Raw genomic sequence first — 23,633 nt, forward strand, 5'->3', positions numbered from 1 at the left:
CAAAATCCCTTCATCGAGACGCTGTTCAAGGAAATGCGCGATGAGGACGATTATTCAGCTTGGTCTAATGATTCTGATGCTGGGTACGGTGGCAGTGAGCAACGCGGCCATCGCCGGCGAACTGCGTACAGGCCATTTGCTACCCATCGCCGGTAGCGTAAACTCCCTGCAGCACACGCAGTCAGTCGGTGTGTTGTTGAGCGACAATACTCGCGACAACCTCAGCTATCTGGAACGCTACCACGATATGGCCTTGAATGGCGCCAAGGATGCCCTCGACGGGCGTATCCGCCAGGCGTTCGTCAACAGCTCCGACCCGGAGTTGGCCATTGATTGGTTGATGAGTTCGCTGCAGGGCGCCTTTTTGTCGGTGACCGTCTACGACAACCTGGATGCCTTGGTGCAGGCTCATCCCGATGTAGTGGTGATGCTCGATACCCATAATCAACTGCTCACCCAGCGTAACGATCAGGTCGAGGCGCGCTTTATTGCGCGGTTCTATGACGCCGACCTGCAATACATCGCCAAGGCCGAAGGCTCGGTGCACAAACAGGTGCCGTCGGTGTGGGTCCGTGACAAAGACGCGCCGGAAATTGCCGCGCAGATCGAGCAGCAGCGGGATGTGCAGTTGGATGCTTTGAAGCAGTTTGATGCGTCGCTCAAGGCGCTGGTACGTGCCGGTTGATGTGAACGTTTATATTCAATATCAGGATTTTTTCATGCGCTCTTTTTTTGTACCGGCTACGGCTCTGTTGATGGCCGGCTGTGTCTCTGCCCCAAACACTCCAACTTTGACCCTGCAAACCAGCAAAGGCCCTGACGCCTATTTCCAATGCGTCTTGCCCAAGCTGGAAAAACACGGGATTACGTCGACCGTGACCCAGAACTCGCGCCACGCCCGCGCGGTGTTGACCAGCAAGATTGCGGCCGACGATGTGCTGGAAGCCTACAAGGCTGGAGAGGGCGCCAAGGTGTTCCTGTATGAGCGCAAGCCGCTGGCGTCGGCGTTAACGCCGTCGCGACTGGAATTGGCGGCGCAGGAATGTAAGTAGCACGCACATCCAATGTGGGAGGAGGCTTGCTGTGGTGAGCAGGCTTGCCCTGCGCTGGGCTGCGAAGCAGCCCCTTCCCACAGGTTGATGTGTACTCGACCTAGGCTTTGGCTTCGTTGCTGAAACTGTTGACGGTCTTGACCAGCCCTTGAGCCGCCAACGCCACCAATTCACCGCCTTTCTCCACCGTCGCCAGCGCCGGGTCCGAGCCCATGCGTCCATCGGGGAAGCGTGCACGGAAGTCCAGGGCTTCGCGGATCGGACCTGTGTTGGCGATCTGCGGCGAATAGTCGGCCGACTTGATCGAGTCCGGATACGCCCACTGCGTCACCGCGATCTCTGACGGCGTGGCATGACTGCCGTGGCCTACCGGGAATTGGCGGTGGGCCAGGTCACTGACGCCTTCCAGGTCCCACCAGTTCACCAGCTTCAGGGCGAAGCCGGCGGGTCGACGGGCAAAACTGGCTTCGGCGTACAACTCGGAAAACGCCGCCTCGATGGTTGCGATATTCCCGCCATGGCCGTTGAGGAACAGGATCTTGTCGAAACCATGCCCGGCCAGCGAACGTACCCAGTCGCCAATCGCGGCGATAAAGGTGGAAGGGCGCAAGGAAATGGTGCCGGGGAAACCCAGGTGATGCTGGGCCATACCGATATTGAAGGTCGGCCCGATCAGGATGTCGGCGTTTTTTTGCGCCTCAACGGCGATGATTTCCGGACACATCCAGTCGGTGCCCAGCAGACCGGTCGGGCCGTGCTGCTCGTTGGAGCCGATGGGGATCACCACCGTGCGACTGCGCTCCAGAAACTGCCCGATCTCGATCCAGGTCGATTGGTGTAGAAGCATTGAACGCTCTCTTTTATCTGTGGGGACAGGCTAACCGCCACGGATTGTACGACTACTTGCCACCTGTTGGGGTTTGCAATTGAGGTAAGTCGAGGACTTCAACCAGCGCTGGTCGGGGTACCACGAAAACATAAACTGCCCGTCCTTGAGTTTATCCACCACCTGGCGTGCCACCTGTGGGCGCACCGCCGGGCAACCCTGGCTGCGGCCGATACGGCCTTCGCGCTTGCTCCACAGCGGGCTTACGTAGTCGGCAGCGTGAATCACGATGGCGCGATCACGGGCCTGGTCATTGAACCCCGGCTCCAAGCCGTCCATGCGCAGCGAGTAACCGTGGGTGCCCAGGTAACTTTCCTGGGTGCGGAACAGGCCCAGGCTGGATTGATGGCTACCTTCGGTGTTGGAGAACTGGGTGGCGAAGTTCTCCCCGGACTTGGCGCCGTGGGCCACCAGGTCGCGCAGCACCAGGGTTTTCTTGCGCAGGTCGAAGATCCACAGCCGACGGGCGGTCGACGGCTGAGAATAGTCAATCACGGCCAGGCGCTCGGAGCGTTCCTCGCCATTGCTGACTGCGCACTGCATCGCGCTCAGGGCACTTTTCAGCACAGTGGGATTGAGTTCTGGAGCCGAGCGCGCCAGGCTGCTATACAAGGAAGGAGGGTTGCCATTGGCGGCGAGCGCAGAATTGCTCAATACAGCCAAACTCAAGGCGATCCCCAGGCGATACATAAAAGTCAGCATCTACAGTACATCTCCCCCACTGTGGATTGGAGCCAAGCCATTGTTCAAAAAACACGCATGTTACTTGAGCATTTGCCTGCTCGTTGCACCATTGGTCGCCACAGCGGATGCGCTGCCGGTGGAACCGCTGCCGGTCACGACCCCCGCGCCGGTGGACCTGGCCCCGTTGCAACAAGCCCTGGCGCAGTTGCCCAGTGTTTGCCCAGGCCTGGCGCCGCAGATTGACGCGCCAGCCCTTGCGCGCCTGCAAGCGTTCTATCAGCAGCAAGGCGATGCACCGTTATGGTCGGACGAGACGCGCCGCCAAGCACTCCAAACGCAATTGCTGATGCTCGCCGACGATGGCCTGGATCCCACCCACTATAGTCTGCCCGCGCCGCACGCCACGCAAAACGTACTGTGCAGCGATATCGACAGCAGCCAACACTACCTGCAAGCCCTCCAGGACTTGCACTTCGGCCGGCTGCAGCAATCGCGCTTCGAACCGCTGTGGCATTCCCAGCCTCCCACCCGCGATCCCAACACCGACGTGCTGGCCTTTGCCGCCATCGGCTTGAATGACATGGCGCAAGCGTTCGACCAGGCACGCCCCAGCGCAGATTTGTACCGCAGCCTGCGCAATGCCTATTCCACGGTGCGCCAGCAGCCATTGCCCCATTGGGAGGCGGTTGGCAGCGGCCCGTTGTTGCGTCCCGGCATGGAAGACCCACGCGTTCCGGAACTGGCGCGCCGGCTCTACAGCGGTGGTTATCTGCCCAGCGAACCGAAGGGCGTCGGCAAGCAATACCGTCCTGAGTTAGTCACGGCGGTGAAGGCTTTTCAGGTCAGCCACTCCTTGCAATCGGACGGTGTGATCGGCGCCGGCACCGTGGCCGAACTCAACATCAGCCCGGCCATGCGCCGCGAGCAACTGCGCATCAACCTTGAACGCTTCCGCTGGCTGGCCCAGGACCTGGAGCCCGAAGGCGTGCTGGTCAACGTCGCCGCCGCGCAATTGAGCGTGTACCAGAGCGGCATCCCTGTGTGGCAAACCCGCCTGCAAGTGGGCCGCGCCGAACGCCAGACGCCGCTGCTCAAATCCCGCATTACCCGGCTGACGCTCAACCCCACCTGGACAATCCCGCCGACCATCATGCGTGAGGATAAACTCCCGGCCATCCGCCTGAACCCTGAATACCTGCGCCAGCAAAACCTGCAAGTGCTCGACGCCGAAGGCCACCCGCTGGCGCCCGAGCAGATCGACTGGGCGCGCCCCGGCAATATCCTGCTGCGCCAGGAAGCTGGGCCGCGCAACCCGTTGGGCAAGATCGTGATGCGCTTTCCCAACCCGTACTCGGTGTACCTGCACGACACCCCGAGCCAGCCGCTGTTCACCAAAGGCCCTCGCGCATTCAGCTCCGGTTGCGTGCGGGTGGAACAACCGTTGTTGTTGCGCGATCTGCTGGTCAGCCCGGCCGAACGCGCGCGCACCGATGAACTGCTGGCCACTGGCGTGACCCATGAATTCAGGCTGTCCACACCGGTGCCGGTGTTGCTTGGTTACTGGACGGTCGAAGTCGACCGCCAGGGTGGGTTGGTCTACGCGCCGGATATTTACGCGCGGGACCTGGTGTTGATGAAGGCGATGGGCAGCGTGCTCTAGTCCCCGGTCAGTGCTCTTTCTGTGGTGAGCGGGCTTGTCCCGCGCTGGGCTGCGCAGCAGCCCCAAAACCTGCCACAACCCCAGCGTTTTGTGCCGTTTCAGGGGACCAGGTGCGATCAAACAGTGGCGCCAGCGCCACCTGATGACTGATGCCAATCACTGTGCATTCAGGCAATTGCTCACGCACCAGCACCAATAGGGCATGCGCACTGGCTTCATCCAGCTGATTGGTCGCTTCATCCAGGTACAACGTATCCGGCGCATACAGCAGCGCGCGCGCCAGACCGATGCGCTGTTGTTCACCGCCCGACAGTTCCCGCGCCCATTCACGTTGTTCGTCCAGGCGCTTTACCAACCCCGGCAACCCCACCTGTAGCAGCACGGCAACCAAGCGCACGCCACTCGGCACTTCAACCGCAGGGTAAGCCAGCAACTGACGCAGCGGCATGCTCGGCAGATAAGGCTTCTGCGGCAGCAAAAGGCTGCGCCCTGGCGGCAATTGCCAGCCGCCCCGGCAATACGGCCAGAGGCCCTGCAAGGTGCGCAGCAACGTGGATTTGCCGATACCACTGCGGCCGGCAATCAACAGCCACTCCCCCTGAGCCACTTGTACTGACACATCGCCCAGCAGCAGGCCCGCGTCAGGGCGCAGTACATCCAGGCCGCTGACGCACAGGCAGTCGCCAATCACCGGTGCCTGGGCCTGGCAGCGGCTGGCGGCGATGGCGTGTTCAAACTGCCCCAGCCGTTCCACCGCCGAACTCCAGCGCATCAACTTCGGGTACAGCTTGATAAACCAACTGAGGGAGCCTTGCACCGCGCCAAACGCGCTGCGGATCTGCATCAATCCGCCTAACGTGATGGTCTTGGCCAGAAATGCGGGCAAAGCGGCAAACACCGGAATGATCAGGCTGACCCGTTCATAGCTGACGGTAAACAGGCTGAGGTTACGCTCGCGGCCCATCAGTTGCCGCCAGTTGTGCGCAATCGCCTGGAAACGCTCAGCCAGGTGCGCGCGCTCCACCGCCTCGCCCCGGTACAGGGCGATCTGTTCGGCGTGTTCACGCTTGCGCAGCAGGCTGGCACGAAAGTCAGCTTCATAGTGCTGGCGGTCCACGTTCAGGCGGTGCAGCGGACGGCCGACCCAGTGGGTGATCAAGCTGCCGGCCAGGGTGTAGAGCACCACAATCCACACCAGGTAGCCCGACAGTGTGATGCTGTATTCGCCGACGCTGAACGTCTGCACCCCCGACAGTTGCCAGAGAATGCTCATGAAAGCACCGACCTGGGCCATGTTGATGATGAACGAAGCCACCAACTCCACACTCAGGTCGGCAACGATATCCACGTCCTCGCTGATGCGCTGGTCGGGGTTGTCCGGCTCGCCGTTCAGGCCCAGGCGGTAGAAGGCCTGGTCAGCGAGCCAGGCATGGGTGAACTGCTCGGTCATGGCCTGGCGCCAACGCAGCACCAAGGCTTTGCGCACCCAGTCCAGGGCAACGACGATCAGCACATAGGCGCCGAGGTAAATCACGTAGCGGCCCATCAGCGCGTACAGCGCAGGCGTGTCGAATGCGCCGAGGGTGTCGTAGAAGCTTTTGCTCCAGGCGTTGATCAAGACATTGATCTGTACGATCAACAGGCCCATGCCGATGATGCTGACCAGCATCAGCCAGCCCAGCCACTGCGAGCCCTGGCGCCAGAACGGCGCGGCCAGGCGGTAGAACGTACGCAGGCTCTTCAAGGGGCATCCACCTTTGGCAGGACGCGCAGCAGCACTTGGTTATTCGCCGGGAACAATTGGCTGGCCAAGGGTTTGAGCAATTCCAGGCGCAGGCCGTCCGGCAAACGGGTCTGGCGGCTCAGGTAGCGCGGGTCTTGCCATTGGCGTTCGCTGAGCAGCAGGCGGCGCCATTGGGTGGTGGGATCGAGCAAGCGCTTTCGCTCCTGACGGCGCAGTTCCATGCGTTCGTCAGCGACCCATTTCGCATCCACCGAACGGCCTAACTGCGCCAGAGTCTGCTGGGCCAGCGCCCACAGTTCGTCGGCGCGTTGGGGGTCGCAGGTGAAGCTCAACTGGCTTTCGATGCGCTGGGTGTCGGGGTTCAGTTCGCTGTCGAAGCGCAGGCGGTAGACGCCGGACGCCTCGCCACGCAGGCGTTGCTTGAGCTGCTGGTTGGCCAGTTCACGCAGGGCTGCGACACGGGCCGCCGCTTCGGGCGTCCATGGCTGTTCGCTGAAGCTGTTGGCTTCGAGTACCACGCGAGGTTCCAGGGCTACGGCGATGTCGGCGCGGCGTTGACCGGGTTTTTGCAGGGCAGGGCGGCCGGGTTGGGCAACGCCGCGCGGGATATTGGCCAGTTGCTCACCCACGGCTTTTGCCAGGTGCGCCGGATCCATGTCCGCCATCAGGTAGTAGGTGACCGGGGCCTGCGTGAGCTGCTGCCAGTCCTCATTCAGGGTGCTTGATTGCAATGCCTCCAAGGCGTGTTGATCCGGGGCTTGCCAGGTGTCGACGCCGTAGCGCAGTTCACGTCGGGCGGCGGCGATGGCGTCGGGTCGGGTGCTCACGCGGGTCAGCAGATCATCGCGGGCAGCGCTGAACAGTTCGCCATCGATCGGCGCGCCCACCTGGCTCTGGCGATAGCTTTGCAGCAGTGTGGTCAGGGCGACAATCGAGGCGTTTGAGCGGGCGCTTAATTGCAGGCGCGTAGCACTTTGTTCAAGGCTCAAGGTTGCCCTGTGCTGTTTACGCCACGCCTCCAATCCTGGCGCGCCACTCTGGTTGCCCAGTTGCGCCGCCATTTGCAGGCGCCAGGCGGGTACGTCGCGGCGCTCGTAACCGGCGGGCGATTCGGCTTGCAGTCGCCATTGGCCGTCTTCGGCATTGCGGCGCAGCCAGACCAGGCTATCACCGTTGCTCAGTTGCCAGTGCTCGACCTGTTCAGCGGTAAAGCTGCGTTTGCCCAGCACCGAACCGGGGGCACCAGCCGATGGCAGTGTGAAGGTGGCAGCAGGCGGTGCCACCGGCGGGGCCGACTGCGGCGCTGCCAGTGATGAGAGGGCAATGGACGCGCGCAACTGTTGCACATCGTCCACCTTCGGAAGGCGCACCACACGGTTGCCCGGCGCGGTGAATTGCAGCACTTGGTCGGGGCTGTTCAGCCAACGGTTCAGGCGGGCATTGAGGGCTGCGAGGTCGATGGTGTCCAGCGCGTTAAGCGTGCGCTGGGCTATCTGATGCGGCGCGACGACGGGGCGGTTCTGCACGGCGGCATCGTTGAGCGAGGTCACCCATTGCTCGAAGGTGCGCGACTCATCCTTGGCCAGCATGGCGTCTGCCAATAAGCGGATTTTGCTCCGTTCCCGGTCCAGATCCTGCGCAGTCAACCCGTGTTGGCGCACACGCTCCAACTCGGTCAGCAGCTGCCTCAGGGCATCGTCATGATGAGCACCGTCAACACCGGCCGCGACGCCCAGTACGCTGGAATACTCGCCGATCAAGGTCTTCTGCGTCGTAAGGCTGCGCACGCCGGTTGGCAGGGGTTGGCGGCGTAACTGGGCCAACAGCGCCGACAGGGCCATGCGGTCGACCAAACGCTCGCGGCTGGCTTCGGCCGTGATGCCACGGCTGTCCGGTTCGTGCAGGCGAAACAGCAGGGACACTTGGTTGCTGCCGGTTTGCGGGTCTTGCAGGCGGAAGATTTTGAGCTGGTTATCGAGAGGCAGTTCGCGGTGTTCACGTTCCGGTAGTGCCTTGGCGGCCGGGGCGCCGAAGGCCTGCTGGATCTGCTGCGTCAACTGCTGTGGCTCGAAGTCGCCGACCACCGACAACACCATGTTATTGGGTACGTACCAACGCTGTTGAAAGCGCTGCAAGGCACCGAGCGACGCTTCGCGGATCGCCGTTTCATTGCCGATGGTGCGGTGTTGTGGGTAACGCGAACCCACCCGTTGAGTGGCCGCGCGTTGGTCATTCATGCGTTGGGCCACGCCAAGGCCGCCGCGCCATTCTTCGATGACGATGGGGCGTTCGCGCTCAAGGTCTGCGGCGTTGTAATCACCCGCGAACACCAGTTGCGCAAGCTTTTCCAAGGCTATCGGTGTTTGCGTGGTACCGGCCATGGGGCTGAGCAGGTACTGGGTGCGGTCATAGCTGGTCATGGCGTTGTAGTTGCGGCCCTGCACCCAACCCAACGCGGTCATCTGCGCACGCAGGTCGCTGGCTTGGCCCGCACGGCTGCGGAAGGTCAGGTGTTCGAGCATATGGGCCACGCCCACCTGGTCGTCGTCTTCATCCACCGAGCCGGCGCGCACGGTCAGGCGCAGGTCCAGGCGACCGGTTTGGGTGCTGTCCTGCACCAAGCGGTATTCCAAGCCATTGGCCAGTTGGCCGCGCACCACCTGGGGCGCCCACGGCAGCGGTTCTTGGGTGACGGGCGATGCGCAGGCGCACAGCAGCAGTGGGCCGAGCAGGCCTGCAAGTAACTTATTCATCAAGGGTTCCAGGCTAATCAGGTGGCTGGTTAGAAGCGGTAGCCGACTTCGAGCCAATATTGGCGGCCGACTTCATAGGTGACGGTCGAGCTGCCACTGCCGACGATCTCGTTGACGTGGTCGGTGACGTTGGTGATGTCCACCGCGGCGAACAGCGCCTGCTCCTTGCCCGTGGGGATTTCCCAACTGATGCGCATGTCCCACGTGGGGGCGGCCTTGACAGTCGCGGCGTCGTACACCGCCAGGTCATCGCCGTCGACGGTCACGGTTTTGCTGGTACTGACGATCTGTTCGTAGGGACCGCGATAGCGCAGGAAGTTACTGATGGTGAGGTTCCACTGCGGGATCTCGGTGATGGTGGTCAGGCGGGCTGTCCAGGGGCGATTGAAGTCGCTGGCAGGCAGGTCGCTATAGGCCATGCGCTTGCCGTCGTAGATCACGTCAGCATCGGCGAATTCATCGGCGTCGATACCTGACTCGTAAGTGCCGTAGGCGTCTTTGGTGCGTGACCAGTCAAAGGCTGCTTGCACGCTGGTGCGGGTGCCTTGCCAATTGAATTCCCCTTTGGGGGTGATGGTCAGGCTGATGTTATCGCTCTCGCTGGAAGCTTGGTTGGTGTAGGTGTAGTAGATGCTGTCATAGCCGGCTTGTGCTCCCAGGCCCAGCACGCGAGAGGAAGCCTTGACGATTTTGTCCTTGCCTTCGCGGTGCACGTACTTGAGGCGAAAGTCGGTGTCGAGCCAAACCTGATCAAGCCCCAGGGTCCATTCGTCATCGTAGGGCACCTTGAGGTCGGTCAGCTTGTTCAGGTTTTCCACTTGAGTGGAACGCCACGCGCCGTCTTGGGTGGTGCGGGTGTAGAGCGTGTTAAAACCCTGGCGACCGTCGGCCAGGCGGTATTTGAACAGGTTGCGGCCGTAGTAGCGGTTGACGCCGAATACCAGCACGGTACTGCGGTCACCGAAGAAGTCGTAGTCACCGGCAAAACGTGGGGCCAGGTTCTGTTGTTGCATGTAGTCGTCGCCTTCCAGGCGTAACCCCGGACGCAGGCCGAGCTTGCCGATCTGCATCGCGTCTTCGACGAACACTGCGTATTTGTTTTCCGTCAGGTCGATCTTGCCGGCGCCGTACTCCAGGCGCGTACCGGCCCACTGGCGGGTGGACCCGTTGAGCAGCGTACCGATGGAACACAGGTTGTCGCTGTTGGCGCAGGTGGCAATGCTGTCGCGCTTGTTGATGGTGGCGGAGGTGGCCATTTTTTCCCGCTCCCAGGTCGCTTGGGTGCGGGTCAGTTGCAGGCCGGTGACCACTTTGTGTTCGGTGCCCGCCCAGTTGAAGGCCTGCCAGTCAGCCTTGAGTTTGTAGTCGATGCTGCTCTGGGTCTGGTCCAGGTTGCCATAGGCACCCTCGCCACTACGGGAGTTGGTAGTTTCCGGGCGACCCCAGTCTTTGGTCGTGGAGTAGAACCAGGCGATCGCGTCATTGGATTCGGAGCGGCGCGAGCTGTTGAGGTCGCTGACCGCCAGCGTGTGCGACCAGCGCGCCGTGTCGCCTTCCCATACGGCTTTGACCGAGCCCTGCCAGCCGCCGTTGATGTTGGTGAAATCAGCGTTGCGGTAGTTTTCGCGGAAATAGGTGTTTTCCTGGGGCGCCTGGATAAATGAACCGTCGAGGCTGAGCCTGTCGTTGACGTTCCAGTAGGACTTGACCATGTAGTTGTCGAGTTGACGCGTCTGGTCTCGAGTGTTCTCGCCGGTGGGGCTGTTGTAGCCCCCGGTGTAGGTGTTCAACGGAATGACCGAGCGCTTTTGCGAGAAGCTCAGGATGCCGCCGAAGTCTTCGGTCAGGTGGCCTTCGAGTCTGCCGCGCAGCGTCGTCTTCTCGAACTCGGGCTGGTATTGCTCGTTGGATGCGTTGTCGAAGTTAGCTTGGTCTTTTTCGGTGATGTGGTAACTCGTCCACGCCGACCGGCTCATGGAATAGGAGAATTTACCGTGCAGCGCCTGCGTGGGCCGACGGGTGATAGCGTCGACTACACCACCGTTGAATCCCCCATATTCGGCGGGCACGTTGCTGTCGTAGACCGTCACTTCCTGCAGCAGGTCGGCGTCCAGGGCGATGCCGTGGGAGCGACTCGGTGCTGCATCGAACTGACGGGTTTCGCCGTAGCCGTGGGCGCCGGGGTCGAGGTCGTTGTTGATCGAGATACCGTCGATCATGAAGTTGTTCTGGTAGAACTTGGCACCGTTGATGCTGATGTCCGCCGGGTCGATTTCTCCGGGGGTCTTAGAACTCTGCTGCGCACCGCTGAACTGCACGCTAGGGTGCATTTGCAGCAGCGTGGTGATGTCGCCATTGGCGCCGGGGAAGGCCTGGATCGCCTTTTGATCAATAACGGTGGCGCCCTGGAACGAGTTTTCCTGGGTGAAACCCAGCACCACCGTGCTGTCCAGCATTAAGGGTTCACCGGCAGCGGCATTGGGCAGGCGATGGAATACCAGCGCGCCATCCTGATAGCCCCAGCCGATGCCGGTCCCTTGCAACAGGTAAGCGAGGGCAGCGTCGTTGCTCATGTCGCCATTCACACCGGGGGAACTCACGCCCTTGAGGAGCTGCGGGTCAACGCTCACTTGCTTGCCGCTCTGTAGGCCGAAGGCGATCAAGGCGCCGGCCAGCGGCTGCGGCGGGATGTTGAACACGTGGCCCGAGGCGGGCGCATCGGGTTGCGCCAGGGCCAGCGGCAGCGGGCCAAACGCGCAGCAAAGCCCGAGCACGCTGGCGGCAGCACCTTTTTTCAGGCGCAGCGGCCACGTGCCCGGCGTACCGAACGGGTGAAGGGTGTGTGTCATGCAAAGATCCCCGCGCCGGCACAAAAAACCGGCCAGTCAATGAATACGAATAAATCTCAATTGCTGCGCGCGGGACAGAAGACGGGACAGCGCGGGGGATTTTCAGAAAAAAGCTGAATTATTTTTGAATGCCGGGAAATTACTTGCTCAACACCAGCAGCCACGGGCTGTAGGCGCTGACTTTTGCGCCGTAGGGTTGCAGCACGGCCTGCAGCGCCGCCTTGGGTTTGCGCAGGTCGTAAACCCCCGTGACCCGCTGCGCACCCAGTTGCTTATCGCGCAGCACAATGATGGCGGGTGTATAGCGGCGCAGTTGTTCCAGTACCTCGTTGATCGGCAGGTCATCGGCAATCAACTGGCCCTGACGCCAGGAAGCAGCCTGGCTGGGGGAAAAACTGCCGAGTTCGGCGCGCCCGGCGCGCAAGGTGAGGCGTTGCCCCGGCACCAGGCTGGCGAGGGTGCGGCGGGCTTGCGCATCGGTGACATTGACCGAGCCTTGTTGCACGGCGACGCTCGGATCATCCGGCGTGGCATTGACGTTGAACGCGGTGCCGGTCACGGTCACGCGCAATGTCGTGGTCAATACATGAAAGGGTTTGCTCTTGTCCGGCGTCACCTTGAAAAACGCCTGGCCGGTCAGCAATCGCACATCGCGGTGATTGTCGGCGATGTCGACGGCAATCGCCGAATGGCTGTCGAGTTGCACCACGCTGCCGTCACTGAGGGTGATGTCGCGGGTTTCCCCAGCGCCGGTGCGGTAATCGGCTTGCCAGCGCAGCAGCAGGCTCGGCGCCAACGCCACCACCAGACACGCCGCGATGGCAGCGGCGACCCAGCGTCGAACCCGGCGCGGGCGGGCGGTGTAACGCTGCAGTGGCGCTGCGGGCTGTGGCCAATGTTCTGCGCTGACCGGCGCTACATGCCCAGTCAACTGCCATACGCGTTCAGCCTTGCGATAGGCCTTGGCATTGGCCTCGCTGGCTGCGCACCAATCGGCCACTTGCCCACGCAGGTCCGCATCCAGCGGGGCCTGTTGCACGCGCATCAGCCAGTCGAGGGCCTGGTCGCGGCGGGCGTTGGCGCTATCCTCGGTGGGCATGAATGGCGTATCTCCGCAGGCAAAAAACGGCGGGCAGGATCCCATGGATTCGCCCTTCACCGCAAAAGACGCATCAGCAGAGTTTTTTTTCAGAAAAGTTTTGGTGCGCTCAGTCATCGTCCACCTCCAGGCAGTCCATGCAGTGGCGCAGCGCGTCGTGAACCAGTTGATGCACCAATGCAGTCGACACCCCCAAAGCGGCGGCTACCTGTTGCAACGTGAACCCGCCCAGCCGATGCATTTCAAAAGCGCGGCGGGTGCGCTCGGGCAATTGGGCCAAGGCGCGGGAGATGGCTTCCAATTCATTCTGGCTGCTCACTTCACGCTCAGGGGAGGCGCTGCTGGAGGGCAAGTCGTTGAGCAATTCGTCGCCACCGGGCTGCACCCGCTCGGTGGCGGTGCGACGCGTCAAGTCCAGGGCAAGGTTGCGCACGATGCGGTACAGGTAGCTGGCCGGGTGGCGGATATCGGCCTGCTCATCCTGGCCGCTGAAACGCAACCAGGCTTCCTGCACCACGTCCTCGGCGCGCGCGCGGCAGCCCACGATGGGCGTGGCATAGTCCAGCAGCGCGGCCCGGTGGGTCAGGTAAAGCTGGAGTTTTTCATCCGCCAAGAGAGTCAGCTGCCTGCGCGCGACTGTGCCGCGTGGCACAGACTGGGAAGTGAGAGGGCGCGGAGTTTAGCGGTGGTTGATAATGGTTATCAACAACTTGATCGCTTTTGTTGCGCGGCAATCAACGGCGCAAGTGCTTGAGGAGCTTTTCAACAGCCTGCGCCGCATCGATCTGGGCGGTGTCGACCGTCAATGGCGCGTCATTCCAAGGTTCGTATTCATGAACCAAGACCGACTGCCAGCTCGGCGCAATTAGCCCTGGAATATCGCTCTCACGGCTTTCGACGCGGCGTTGGTGCTCGCGCGTATCAGAGCAAACGATTTGGATATCGACCAACGCCACCCCCGCCGTTGCGGCAGTTGCTCGCCACGCCGCGCGGCTTTCCTGCACCGGGTTCACGCAGTCGGCGACCACCGTATGCCCCAACTGCAAGTTGCTCAAGCCCAGAGCGTTCGCCACGCCATAGCCGCTGGCGCCCGGCACCACAGCTGCATCGCGAAGCGCTTGCTCGATGACATCGATGCGCAAGTAAACCGCATTGAACCGGCGTGCCAGTTCGCGGGCAATCGTGGTCTTGCCGGTGCCGGGCAAGCCGCTGAAGACGATAAGCATGGTTCGGTCCTTCGATAGTTCACAGGGGCGGGTTCAGGGTATCCTCCACTTCCTCCACAGGTCGACCCCAGGACACTCCATGCCCTTGCAGTTCGTAAAAATGCACGCCCATGGCGATGACTTCATCATCGTCGACCGCCGTGGCCTGGACGACCCGATCACCCCACAGATCGCCCGCCGCCTGGGCAATCGCCACACTGGCATCGGCTTCAATCAACTGGCCGTGGTGCTTGATTGCGAAGATGCCGTCGCGCGTATCAAGTTCTGGAACCCCAACGGCACAGCGCTGCAAACCTGCGGGAGCGCCACCCGAGGCGTGGCCGACCGTTTGATGTATGAAATCGGCGGCGATTCGGTTGTGCTGCGCACTGACCGTGGCCTGCTGACCTGCGTGCGCGAGTCGGGGCGGCGGGTGTCGGTGAACATGGGCGAGCCGTCGTTGGACTGGGCATCAGTGCCGCTGGCCGAGGCCATGGACACGGGCACCTTGCCGATCGACGGCAGCCCGGCGGCGTGCAGCATGGGCAATCCCCATTGCACGTTTTTTGTCGACGACATCAACGCCATTGATGTGGCCGCAGTAGGTCCGGCGTTGGAGCTTCATCCGTTGTTCCCGGCCAGGACCAATGTGCATTTTGTGCAGGTGCTGGACCGTGGGCATATCCGCCTGCGCATCTGGGAGCGTGGCGGTGGCGTGCCGTTGGGTTCCGGTTCGTGCTGTTGCGGGGCGGTGGTCAATGGCATCCGGCGCGGCTTGCTGGATGCCACGGTGCAGGTGCAGTGCGATGGCGGCACGGTCACCGTGCACTGGGCGGGTGAGGGCGGCGTGGTGTTGACCGGCAGTGTCGAGCCGATCATGCAGGGCAGTGTCTATCTGTCCTGAAACTTCACCGTAAACGTGGTGCCGGCGTTGGCGCAGGAACTCACCGCCACATCGCCGCCATGCACTTTGGCCAGCTCGCGCACGATATACAGCCCCAGGCCCACACTGCGTACGTCACTGCCCTGGTCGGTGCCGCGGGTCATGGGCTCGAACAGCCCGGTCAGCAAGGCTTCGGGAATTGCCGGGCCGTGGTTGTGCACGGCGACTTCACACGCGCCATCACCCAGGTTCGAGGTGATGGTGATGGGCAGCAGCGGGTCGCCATAAGCCACGCTGTTGGCCACCAGGTTACCGATGATCTGCTGCACACGGTCTGCGTCCAGACACGCGCCGCCACTGCCTTTGGCCTGATGCTCCAACGTCGCTTTGGGGAATGCCACACGCAGCTCATCCACCGTGCGATGAATCACGTCATGCAGGTCCAGCGGCGCCGCCTTGATGCTGATGCCCTGGCCGACCCGGGCCTGGGTGAAGTCCAACAGGTCGGCAATCATGCGTTGGGCGCGTTCGGATGATTGGCCGATATGCCCAAGTAGCTGGCGTTCTTTGGCGGTGCGCTCGCCACGGTTGAGAAAGTCCGACGCCATGCGGATCGCCGTAAGGGGGTTTTTCAGGTCATGGCTGACAATCGCAACCATCTGCTCGGCAAACAGTGCGCGGCGCTGGGCAATGGCGTAGGCCTCGCTCAGTTCGGCCTGTGCCTGGTGCAGCGCCAGTTCGGTAGCGGTCTTTTCCTGCAGCAGCGCTTCGGCCAGGTTGCGTGCGTTGAGCAACTCGCGCTCGTACTTGTCCCGGTCGGTGGTGCCGAACAACGCCAGGTCGTGCACTACAGCGCCGGCCTGTTCGCGTTTGTTGCCGTTGAGCAGCACGGTCACCTTGTGCCCGTCGTGGTGCAGCATGTCCAACTTCACTTCGGTGACGCTGCCGTGCATGCGCAGCATCGGCGCCAGGTGGGTCTGGTGGAAGATCCGCCCGCCTATGGTCAGCAGGTCCTGGAAGCGATGGCCGCACAACTCGGCATTGCTGAACCCCAACCAATCACTGAAGCGCGCGTTGGCTTGCAGGATCGTGCCGTCTTCCGAGGTGACGGCCAGGGCGCAGGCGGCGCTGTCGAACAGCTCAGTGGGCACGGGAAACCGCCCAAGGCGCGAGGAATGTGTCCATGGCCGCCGCGCAGGCTTGCGGCGCGCTCATGTGGGGGCAGTGGCCGACGTTAGCCACCAGGCAATAGGTGCTGTTGGGCAACACGCGGTGCAGGTATTCGCCCACGGCCACGGGGGCAATCAGGTCGTCGCTCGATTGCAGGATCAACACCGGGGTGGTCAGGCCGATCACGTCCTGGCGGTTGTCGGACATGAAGGTGACGCGCGCGAATTGCTTGGCGATGTCCGGTTCGGTGCGGCAGAAACTGTCGGTGAGTTCGTCACTCAGCGCTGGTTGCCCAGGCGCGCCCATGATCACCGGAGCCATGGCGCTGGACCAACCGAGGTAGTTGCTGTCGAGGGTGTCGAGCAGGTCGTCGATATCGCTGCGCTTGAAGCCGCCTACGTAGTCATCGATATCGATATAGCGCGGTGAGGGACCGATCATCACATGGGCAGCGACACGGCCGGGGCTCAGGCGATCGGCGAGGGTGCCGATCATCGCGCTGACCGAGTGCCCCACCAGAATCACCGGGCCTTCGGCATAGGCGTCGATGATCTCGTTGAGGTCGCGGGCGTAGCCTTCCAGCACGTTGTATTTGGTCTTGTCGAAGGCGCTCAGGTCAGACAGACCGGCGCCCACCAAGTCATACATCACCACGCGAAAGCGGTCTTCAAACTGCGGTGCCAAGTATTTCCACATGGCCTGGTTGCAGCCGAATCCATGGGAAAACACCAGGGTCGAAGCCCCACGGCCCATCACAGTAACGTTGTTGCGGTGGCGTAGGTCCATGTGGGTCCCGAAATTATGGCGTATTGCTATATACGCGGCAGTTTAGATAGTCATCGGCGTGGGGTCACGCGTTATAGCGCTGATAAGGTAAAGTCGGCGCCTTCAGGAAGAAACTTCAGGTAACAAACATGATGCGGTGGTTACGGCAATCTCTCTCGATTCTGCTGGTAGTGGTGTTCACCAGCCCGTTAATCAGCGCCCAGGCTGACACCTCGCCGATTGGCATCGCCCTTGACCAGCGGGTGATCGACGTCACCAACACCCTCGACACCAGCACCACCACTCGTCTGAAAGAGCAGCTCGCCGCCCTCGAACAACGCAAAGGCGCCCAGGTGGCGGTGTTGCTGGTGCCCTCCACTGGCGAGGCGAGCATCGAGGATTACGCCAACCAACTGTTCCGCGCCTGGAAACTGGGGCGCAAGGACGTCAACGACGGCATCCTGCTGCTGGTGGCCAAGGCTGATCGCAAGGTGCGTATCGAAGTGGGCTACGGCCTGGAAGGCACCGTCACCGACCTGTTGGCCCACCGCATCATTGAGGAGCACATCACGCCGGCGTTTCGTCGGGGCGATTACGCGGGCGGCATCAGCCAAGGCGTGGATGATCTGGTCGTGCTGGTGGACGGCGGAGAGTTGCCTCAGGTGACAGGCCCCGGCGTTGCGCCCGAGGCCATCGCGGTGTTGCTCGCGTTTATCGTTGGTGCGATTGGCGGCGTGCTGATGGCCGCGCGCAAGCTGGGTTGGCGTGGGGCGTTAATCGCCACGGCTGCCGTCACTGTGTTGCTGGTGGTGTTCGCCGGTGGCCGGGAATGGCCGGTTTATCTGCTGGTATTGCCGCTGAGCATCCTGATTGGCGGCGCCACCTTCGGCGCATTGTGGCTGGCGCGCACGGCGTTCTACTGCGTGATGGGGGTGCTGGCCTATGTCGTCGGTGTGGTGATAGCCAACCGGTTTGTAGAGGTCAGTTATGTCCATTGGCTGGTCTGGCCGTTTGGCGGGGCGTTAGTGCTGGGCTTATACCTTGGGTTGTACTTCGTCATCAAAGCATCCTGGAAAAAGAGCCCGCGCTTTTTCCTCCTGCGTGCGTTGGCGGTCACGGCTGTCTACGTTGCCGCAGGGATGCTGCTGGGGCACGGTTACCAGGGCTGGATCGTGGCGATCCCCGTGGCCTCCTTCGTGGCGTTTATTGTGTTTGTGCAGAGCATTGCCAGTTCCGGGTCGGGTTCGAGTCGGAGTTCCGGTTCAAGCTCCAGCTCTAGTGGCTCCAGCTCTAGCTCCAGCTCCAGTGGCTCCAGCTCCAGCAATTCCTCCGGGGGCGGCGGTTCCAGTGGCGGCGGCGGGGCTTCGGGGAGTTGGTAAGCCTGACGAGGCCCTGACCGTTACAGCTGTTTAGAGAGAAAAACGCGGCTGCTGCCTTGGGGCGCGCAGGGTATTTCCCCAAACCGCACCCATCCATTTTTCTCGTAAAACCCCGGCGCCTGAAAGCTGATGGTGTACAGCACCGCATTCAGGCAGCCCCGACGCCGAGCTTCGTCTTCAAAAGCTTTCAGCAACTGGCTGTCGAGGCCCGTGCCACGCAGGGAGTCGGGCAGGTGAAACAGGTCAAGGAAGGCCATGCCGAACGCTGTTCTACCCGTAATGCCTCCCAAGACTTCCTGGGTGTGCGGGTCTCTGATCAACACCGTCAAAGGGCGCCGGTCATGGTAACCGGCGGCCTGTTCGTTGAAGGCGGCCAGGCCGCTACTCAGGATGCGCTCGGCGTCGGGGTTGGGTTGGTCGCTGATTTCAATCTGAGCATGCTGCATCGCGATGGCGTCCGTGTTGTGCCTAACCTTGGCGCTGGCCCGTGGTTCAGTGGGGCGAGGCGTCTGATGAGTGTTCGGGTGATGCTTGTCCTGTTTTGTTTCCAGAGGGCGTTGCAGCGTCTGTTGCCGGCGCCGACTTCCTGGGTGTGCGAATCGCGTTGCTGCTTTGAGTGAGGACACAGTAGTCGGAATGTTCCGGCCACTCCTTGAGCGTTTTGTTGATCAGGCGGGTTGGGCACAAAAGCAGCACATCGCCGAAGGAAAACAGTGGGAATGCGCGTACCACGGGATGACCACGCAATTCTTCGACCTCGCCCCAGATTTGCGTATCGAAATCTTCCGTGGCCCAGGTTTTTGTCAGCCAGAACCTGGCCTCCACCGGGTCACGCGCCTTCATGGCAAGCGCCGCCGAATAAACGATGGAGGCAGAACTTCCCGGTGCAACAACAATGACCATTGCCGCGCAGGCGACCACTGCCAGCAGGCTAAAGAACAGGCGCTTGAACAGGTCCCCCTTGCAGACATAGAACACCACCACGGGCAGTAGGGGGACGGTGGTGGCGAACATCGAGATAAACATCAAGCGGTTCATGCCGTCGAGCGTGTCTTTGTCGGCATAGGCGCTGTAGATCAAGCTGGCGGGAAATACCGCAGAGAACACCGTTGCAATCAGCAACAATGCAAGCATGAGGATGAACAAGCCCCGTACCGGCCAGCTGCGAGGTTTTGCGGTACTCGCAAAGGTTGCACAGATGTCGACGGCAACGCGGAATCCGGGTAACGCCACCAGGCCAAACAAGGTGGCGGCAAGACCAACCAGGGTATAGAGCAGCGTGTCGTCACCGCTCAACGAAGGCCCCTTGAAGCTGTGCCACAGCATTGCAAGGATACCGCTCAATACCGGCACAAACAGGATGCCCACCAATTTGCGCTGTTGGGACGCCGCATCACTGAACAAGGACATCGTTAGCCCGAACAGGAATGTGGTCGATAACAGAATGAACAGGTACACCCCCAGCATGCCGGCGACGGCGGCGAGCCAGGGAATCAGCGCCGACTTGGCCTCCAGCGCAGCGGCCATCAGGTCCGGGCGGCCTATCGCAGTCGCGTAGGTGGACAGCGTATAAAACCCCAGCAATGTGCCCAGCCCCGCGAAAATAACGCTGAGGGGCGCCCAATAGATGGCCATTCGTTTGAGGTTTTTCTTAACAGCTTGTTGAAAGGTGGGCGGTGTTGCGTTGAGCACGAAGTGATTCCTTCCCTGGACAAAAATAGCGGTGATGTACCCGGAGCATGTTGGGCTGAGCGTTAAAGCGCCATCACCATCTCATGCCACGCCATCCCGCCGTGATCCGAAGGCGAAGGCCGAACATAGGTGTAACCCAGCCGCGCGTACAACGGCACATGCCGCTCCTTGCACATCAGGTGAATGGTTCGTTTGCCTAGCGTCTTCATGCGCTGCACAAACTCGCTCATCAACACCGTGGAATAGCCGTTGCCCTGATGCGCTGGGTCGACCACCACCGACATGATCACCACATTCGGCGCCTCGGGTGCATGCCCCACCAACTCCTTGAATGCCTCGTCCGACATCACCACTTCATGGGCGCAGCCACTGTTGATAAATCCCACCACCTCGCCATCGGCTTCAAGAATCAGGAAGCCTTGCGGGTACAACGCAATGCGCGTGGCGATCTTCTCCAGGGTCGCGGCTTCGTCGCCTTCGTAGGCAGTGATTTCTATCTCAAAGCAACGGGCAGCGTCGGCGGGGAGGGCGTTGCGCAGGGTGAGGGAGGGCATGCAGGTTCCTGGGGCATTGATTGAAAGGGCACATGATAGATACAAACCCGCCACGTGGCACAGTCTACGGTGTATGTCGCGACATCCTGACTGTTGCACTGCCCCCAGCATCGCGCCACTTGATCGCGCTAATATAAAAAACCACGTCTGGCTCCAAGGTATCGATCAGGCCTTGAAGTCACCAACACGCATAAAGGAAGGACCCTGTGCTGGAAATAAAACGCGCCACCCCCGAAGACGCCAACGCCGCTTTTGACATCCGCCGCGAAGCCATCCGCAGCCAATGCATCGGTGCCTACACCGCTGAGCAAATGGCGCTCTGGACTCGCGGCAGTGCCGACGATGGTTACAGCACGTTGATGGAAAAACCGTTTTACCTCGGCTGGGTAAACGATGAACCGGTCGCCACCGGCATGCTCGACCTCGACAACAATGAAGTGGGCGCGTTGTTTGTACTGCCGCAGTTCACCGGGCGTGGGTACGGCAAGGCGATGCTGGATCATCTTGAGGCGCTTGCGCGGGAACTGGAGTTAGCAGAGGTGGTGCTGGATGCGACGTTGAATGCGGCGAGTTTCTATCGGGCATGCGGCTATGTGGGGGAGCAGCCGGCGATCTACCACTCGCCGTCGGGGCTGGAGTTGGCGTGTATACCGATGACTAAGCGGATTTAGCGCGGCTTGAACGGCGCCAAAAGGTAATACGTTTACATCCTCTAATTGGCGCTTGATTTATTTAAGCTTCGCTGTTTTGGATGTTGATGCTCTGGACGACTTCGCAATGTTTTGACAGCTTCAACATAAAGGTTTGTATGCTTGTTGATGCACTTACATTTGAGTAAGTGCCACTGGTTTTAGGTTCGTTGGGTGACGCTATTAGCGCTGTTGCGGTGTATAGCCCTTTCATCATAAGGCGTTTACACATTAAGTCGTAACGGTCGATATAGGAGATGCCCTTGGTTCGAGGGTGGGTTCCGTCCTTGCGGCGGGTATAAGATACATCTCTAACGGATTCATCCAGCAGAAAGCCAGGCATGACGGGGAAAAATGACATATTGATGTTGGGTGTGGCGCGACTAGCGGCGCTATCCTCAACCACGATGATGTAACCGGTGAATATATTTGCGTCTTCGCCAAATGCGGATTCTTCTATGGCTGTACGAAGATCCAGGCTGCTACCTAAGACTTCCTCGGTACGATTGTTAAAATTATTGCCGATTGACCCTACCTGAGACTTGAACTCAATGGCAGCGATAAGCTTGCCGTCATCCACTACAACGACATCCCAAGATTTGTGTGGCCGAAAAAAGCCAGGAAGTTGCGATGTGTTTCTTCCGATGTAGGCCTTTGCATTTGCCAGGCCGCTTTCTCTCACTACATGTTCAATTATGTGAACGAAAGCATTGAGAGTTTTTCCACCGAGAACGCCTTTGCCACCGTTTCGGACTGTCCAGAACTTAACGATCGCGTCTGTCACCCGCTCGTCTAACCAGCTGAGTTCCATATTAATTCCTTATGATTTTGGAGAATATATTGGCTGACGGGGCTATCCGCCGATGCACTTGATTTCTTCAGGGCTCATTCCGTACATTTTGAACGTCGCGGCATTACACGCTTTCAAATCTAAGTTCTGTGCGGCGTCGATAAGTTCGGCTCTGAGCTCGGAAGGTATGCTGTCCCAGGAGGGAAGCCTAATTCTACGCAGGTACTGAGCTTGGAACCTCATGAAACCACCTCTCATCTTCGTCGAGTAGGTGGCCACGAACAGCCGTGAAACAGCAGACAGCAATACCGCTTGAAGCGCCCTTAAATTCCATGAGTCGGAAGTGACGACGTATAAATTATGGTGCGGGTAAAGCTCGCCATTTTCATATACGACGTGTGCTTCACCTTTGATATCAGGAATAAGCAACTTTGGTTTTTTTGCGAGGGAGGGAGTAATTCTGTCAATGGTTTTATACCAGTTGGCAGGTGCTTTTTTTGCGCAGTGGCGCGCTTCGATAACTTCTCTTCTGGCGTTCAGATACTTTTTCAGGCGTGGGTAGTCCGACAGGTCGACGAGCCCTCCGTCGTCCTTGTAAGGGTTAATAACGCCTGCTCCTTTCCACAGGACCTCTCCCGTAGTGATGTCCTTTGTCGTTGCGAGTGGGAGTTTGCGGTCTGGCTCTACGTCCAGAGTGTTGAAGTCGCCTATAAAGGCTTTATCCGCACCCGTAGCGACGCCTATCCCGACCTTGCAACCCGCGCCCTCTAAACATGGGAATTCGGTTTCTAATCTGCGCACAAGGTTCAGTTGGTCGGAGGAGTCTAATAACCATGGATCTGCGCCATTAGGGACTTTGGCCAGCTCTCGTACTCCGTTGGCCTCGTTCGGCCGATCTTTTGATAGCAGCCTGGCTGACAGGTCCGCTAAATATGCAGCCTCTATATCGGGTTGATGCGCGACTCTGGTCGTTCCGGATTTTTCACGGCTGATGATCGTCACTGCAGGATAAGCCACGACATTTGTATGAAATGCCGGGACATCAGTCATATCAACGTAGATCTGCAAGTGAAAGCTTTCAGCGACTAATCGGCGTAACGGACCACCGTACCGATTTTTCATCCAGCGATCCGCGCATATAAATCCTAAGTGCCCGCGGGGAGATAGCAGGGAAAGGGCGCGCTCGATAAACGGTACATAGAGGTCAGCTCGGTCATAGAGCGTTTGATAACGCCTACGGTATTCTGCAAGCAGAGCGGCAGGAATCAACTCTTGCCTGACGTAGGGCGGGTTACCCACTACATAATCGAAATCACCCTCGAATGGCAGAAGTAAAAAGTCACCTTGAATCAGCCAAGTGCTGGCGAGTGTCTTGGCTGAGTCGGATGATAAGCCACGCTGCACAAGCAGGTTGATGACCGCTGTGTAGGTGCTTTGAAAGGTATCTCGGTGAAGTTCAACGCCGCGAATGGCGTTAGACAGATCCTTGATTTCGGATTCGTCGCCACCGTTTGTATTCCAGGCAGTGAGCAGGCGTTCGATGGCTGGTAAAAGAAAGTCGCCGCTGCCGAAAGACGGCTCCATCAGCCTGAGCTTATGCAAGGGGCGATCACTGGTATACCCAGCGAGGTCTAAAATAAAATTAACGACTTCAGCGCGGGTGAAAAATGCCCCCAATGCTTCAGAGCTGCCGCCAGACGCCAGAGCTTCTGTCGCCGAAGCGATAGGGCACTCAAGTAGGGAGGGCTGAAAATAAATGGGTTGGGAGGGCATGGTTCA

The 23,633-nt window shown here is 60.4% G+C and carries 21 protein-coding genes; 6 read left to right on the forward strand and 15 right to left on the reverse strand.

Annotated elements, in window-relative coordinates; translation table 11 throughout:
• Window positions 1-40: 40 nt before the first annotated feature.
• Both ACKZ62_RS11900 and ACKZ62_RS11905 read left to right on the forward strand, forming a co-directional pair.
• On the forward strand, window positions 41-685 hold the full coding sequence (locus ACKZ62_RS11900; protein WP_032889485.1) for a hypothetical protein: 645 nt from the start codon (window positions 41-43) through the stop codon (window positions 683-685).
• Between the two features lie 34 nt (window positions 686-719).
• The gene (locus tag ACKZ62_RS11905) at window positions 720-1,052 is read left to right on the forward strand and encodes a hypothetical protein (RefSeq protein WP_095185009.1); all 333 of its coding nucleotides are present in this window, start codon (window positions 720-722) and stop codon (window positions 1,050-1,052) included.
• A gap of 100 nt (window positions 1,053-1,152) precedes the next feature.
• On the opposite strand, the gene ACKZ62_RS11910 is transcribed toward ACKZ62_RS11905, so the two are convergent.
• Together ACKZ62_RS11910 and ACKZ62_RS11915 are read right to left on the reverse strand one after the other, a co-directional pair.
• Window positions 1,153-1,899, reverse strand: coding sequence for a creatininase family protein (locus ACKZ62_RS11910; protein ID WP_099602230.1), 747 nt, complete (start codon window positions 1,897-1,899; stop codon window positions 1,153-1,155).
• A 30-nt stretch (window positions 1,900-1,929) separates the two neighbouring features.
• Window positions 1,930-2,640, reverse strand: coding sequence for a murein L,D-transpeptidase catalytic domain family protein (locus ACKZ62_RS11915; protein ID WP_032889480.1), 711 nt, complete (start codon window positions 2,638-2,640; stop codon window positions 1,930-1,932).
• 40 nt (window positions 2,641-2,680) lie between these two features.
• Here ACKZ62_RS11915 and ACKZ62_RS11920 point away from each other — a divergent pair, with 40 nt between their 5' ends.
• Window positions 2,681-4,282, forward strand: coding sequence for a L,D-transpeptidase family protein (locus ACKZ62_RS11920; protein WP_099602232.1), 1,602 nt, complete (start codon window positions 2,681-2,683; stop codon window positions 4,280-4,282).
• Between the two features lie 7 nt (window positions 4,283-4,289).
• On the opposite strand, the gene ACKZ62_RS11925 is transcribed toward ACKZ62_RS11920, so the two are convergent.
• The 6 genes from ACKZ62_RS11925 to ACKZ62_RS11950 all read right to left on the reverse strand — a co-directional run bounded on the left by ACKZ62_RS11925 (window position 4,290) and on the right by ACKZ62_RS11950 (window position 13,953).
• Complete coding sequence (locus ACKZ62_RS11925) at window positions 4,290-6,026, reverse strand: ABC transporter ATP-binding protein/permease (protein ID WP_122752805.1); 1,737 nt, start codon at window positions 6,024-6,026, stop codon at window positions 4,290-4,292.
• Window positions 6,023-8,779 carry a M16 family metallopeptidase gene (locus ACKZ62_RS11930; RefSeq protein WP_447096713.1) on the reverse strand — a complete coding sequence of 919 codons (2,757 nt, stop codon included), beginning with the start codon at window positions 8,777-8,779 and terminating at the stop codon, window positions 6,023-6,025. Before ACKZ62_RS11930 ends, ACKZ62_RS11925 begins: the two co-directional genes overlap by 4 nt.
• A 29-nt stretch (window positions 8,780-8,808) precedes the next feature.
• Window positions 8,809-11,628: a TonB-dependent receptor plug domain-containing protein gene (locus ACKZ62_RS11935; protein ID WP_447096714.1), complete on the reverse strand. Its 2,820-nt coding sequence runs from the start codon at window positions 11,626-11,628 to the stop codon at window positions 8,809-8,811.
• Between the two features lie 139 nt (window positions 11,629-11,767).
• Entirely contained in the window at window positions 11,768-12,727 is a 960-nt protein-coding gene (locus ACKZ62_RS11940; RefSeq protein WP_032889996.1) for a FecR family protein, read from the reverse strand.
• A 109-nt stretch (window positions 12,728-12,836) separates the two neighbouring features.
• Complete coding sequence (locus ACKZ62_RS11945; protein ID WP_032889474.1) at window positions 12,837-13,340, reverse strand: sigma-70 family RNA polymerase sigma factor; 504 nt, start codon at window positions 13,338-13,340, stop codon at window positions 12,837-12,839.
• Between the two features lie 121 nt (window positions 13,341-13,461).
• Window positions 13,462-13,953, reverse strand: a complete 492-nt coding sequence (locus tag ACKZ62_RS11950) for a P-loop nucleotide/nucleoside kinase family protein (protein WP_032889472.1) — start codon at window positions 13,951-13,953, stop codon at window positions 13,462-13,464.
• Between the two features lie 79 nt (window positions 13,954-14,032).
• On the opposite strand from ACKZ62_RS11950, the gene dapF reads away from it, so the two are divergent.
• On the forward strand, window positions 14,033-14,836 hold the full coding sequence (gene dapF / locus ACKZ62_RS11955) for a diaminopimelate epimerase (protein WP_099602236.1): 804 nt from the start codon (window positions 14,033-14,035) through the stop codon (window positions 14,834-14,836).
• Here dapF and ACKZ62_RS11960 read toward each other — a convergent pair.
• Window positions 14,824-15,966 (reverse strand): PAS domain-containing sensor histidine kinase, encoded by a 1,143-nt coding sequence (locus tag ACKZ62_RS11960; RefSeq protein ID WP_095184496.1) that lies wholly within the window; start codon window positions 15,964-15,966, stop codon window positions 14,824-14,826. The genes dapF and ACKZ62_RS11960 overlap by 13 nt on opposite strands.
• Entirely contained in the window at window positions 15,956-16,771 is an 816-nt protein-coding gene (locus tag ACKZ62_RS11965) for an alpha/beta fold hydrolase (RefSeq protein ID WP_099602237.1), read from the reverse strand. Before ACKZ62_RS11965 ends, ACKZ62_RS11960 begins: the two co-directional genes overlap by 11 nt.
• A 128-nt stretch (window positions 16,772-16,899) precedes the next feature.
• On the opposite strand from ACKZ62_RS11965, the gene ACKZ62_RS11970 reads away from it, so the two are divergent.
• Complete coding sequence (locus ACKZ62_RS11970) at window positions 16,900-18,129, forward strand: TPM domain-containing protein (protein WP_447096715.1); 1,230 nt, start codon at window positions 16,900-16,902, stop codon at window positions 18,127-18,129.
• Between the two features lie 20 nt (window positions 18,130-18,149).
• Here the strand turns inward: ACKZ62_RS11970 and ACKZ62_RS11975 are convergent, their stop codons facing one another.
• The 3 genes from ACKZ62_RS11975 to ACKZ62_RS11985 all read right to left on the reverse strand — a co-directional run bounded on the left by ACKZ62_RS11975 (window position 18,150) and on the right by ACKZ62_RS11985 (window position 20,375).
• The gene (locus ACKZ62_RS11975) at window positions 18,150-18,575 is read right to left on the reverse strand and encodes a GNAT family N-acetyltransferase (protein ID WP_447096716.1); all 426 of its coding nucleotides are present in this window, start codon (window positions 18,573-18,575) and stop codon (window positions 18,150-18,152) included.
• A 46-nt stretch (window positions 18,576-18,621) separates the two neighbouring features.
• The gene (locus ACKZ62_RS11980; RefSeq protein WP_032889461.1) at window positions 18,622-19,821 is read right to left on the reverse strand and encodes a hypothetical protein; all 1,200 of its coding nucleotides are present in this window, start codon (window positions 19,819-19,821) and stop codon (window positions 18,622-18,624) included.
• Window positions 19,822-19,883: 62 nt separating this feature from the next.
• A complete protein-coding gene (locus ACKZ62_RS11985) occupies window positions 19,884-20,375 on the reverse strand; it encodes a GNAT family N-acetyltransferase (protein WP_095184501.1) in 492 nt (163 codons plus the stop codon).
• A gap of 206 nt (window positions 20,376-20,581) precedes the next feature.
• On the opposite strand from ACKZ62_RS11985, the gene ACKZ62_RS11990 reads away from it, so the two are divergent.
• Window positions 20,582-21,046 carry a GNAT family N-acetyltransferase gene (locus ACKZ62_RS11990; protein WP_122681824.1) on the forward strand — a complete coding sequence of 155 codons (465 nt, stop codon included), beginning with the start codon at window positions 20,582-20,584 and terminating at the stop codon, window positions 21,044-21,046.
• A 61-nt stretch (window positions 21,047-21,107) separates the two neighbouring features.
• Here ACKZ62_RS11990 and ACKZ62_RS11995 read toward each other — a convergent pair whose 3' ends face one another.
• Window positions 21,108-21,875 carry a PaeR7I family type II restriction endonuclease gene (locus ACKZ62_RS11995; RefSeq protein ID WP_122756578.1) on the reverse strand — a complete coding sequence of 256 codons (768 nt, stop codon included), beginning with the start codon at window positions 21,873-21,875 and terminating at the stop codon, window positions 21,108-21,110.
• A gap of 42 nt (window positions 21,876-21,917) precedes the next feature.
• A complete protein-coding gene (locus ACKZ62_RS12000) occupies window positions 21,918-23,627 on the reverse strand; it encodes an Eco57I restriction-modification methylase domain-containing protein (RefSeq protein ID WP_447096717.1) in 1,710 nt (569 codons plus the stop codon).
• Window positions 23,628-23,633 lie beyond the last annotated feature (6 nt).

It is taken from the genome of Pseudomonas sivasensis, from assembly GCF_052938085.1.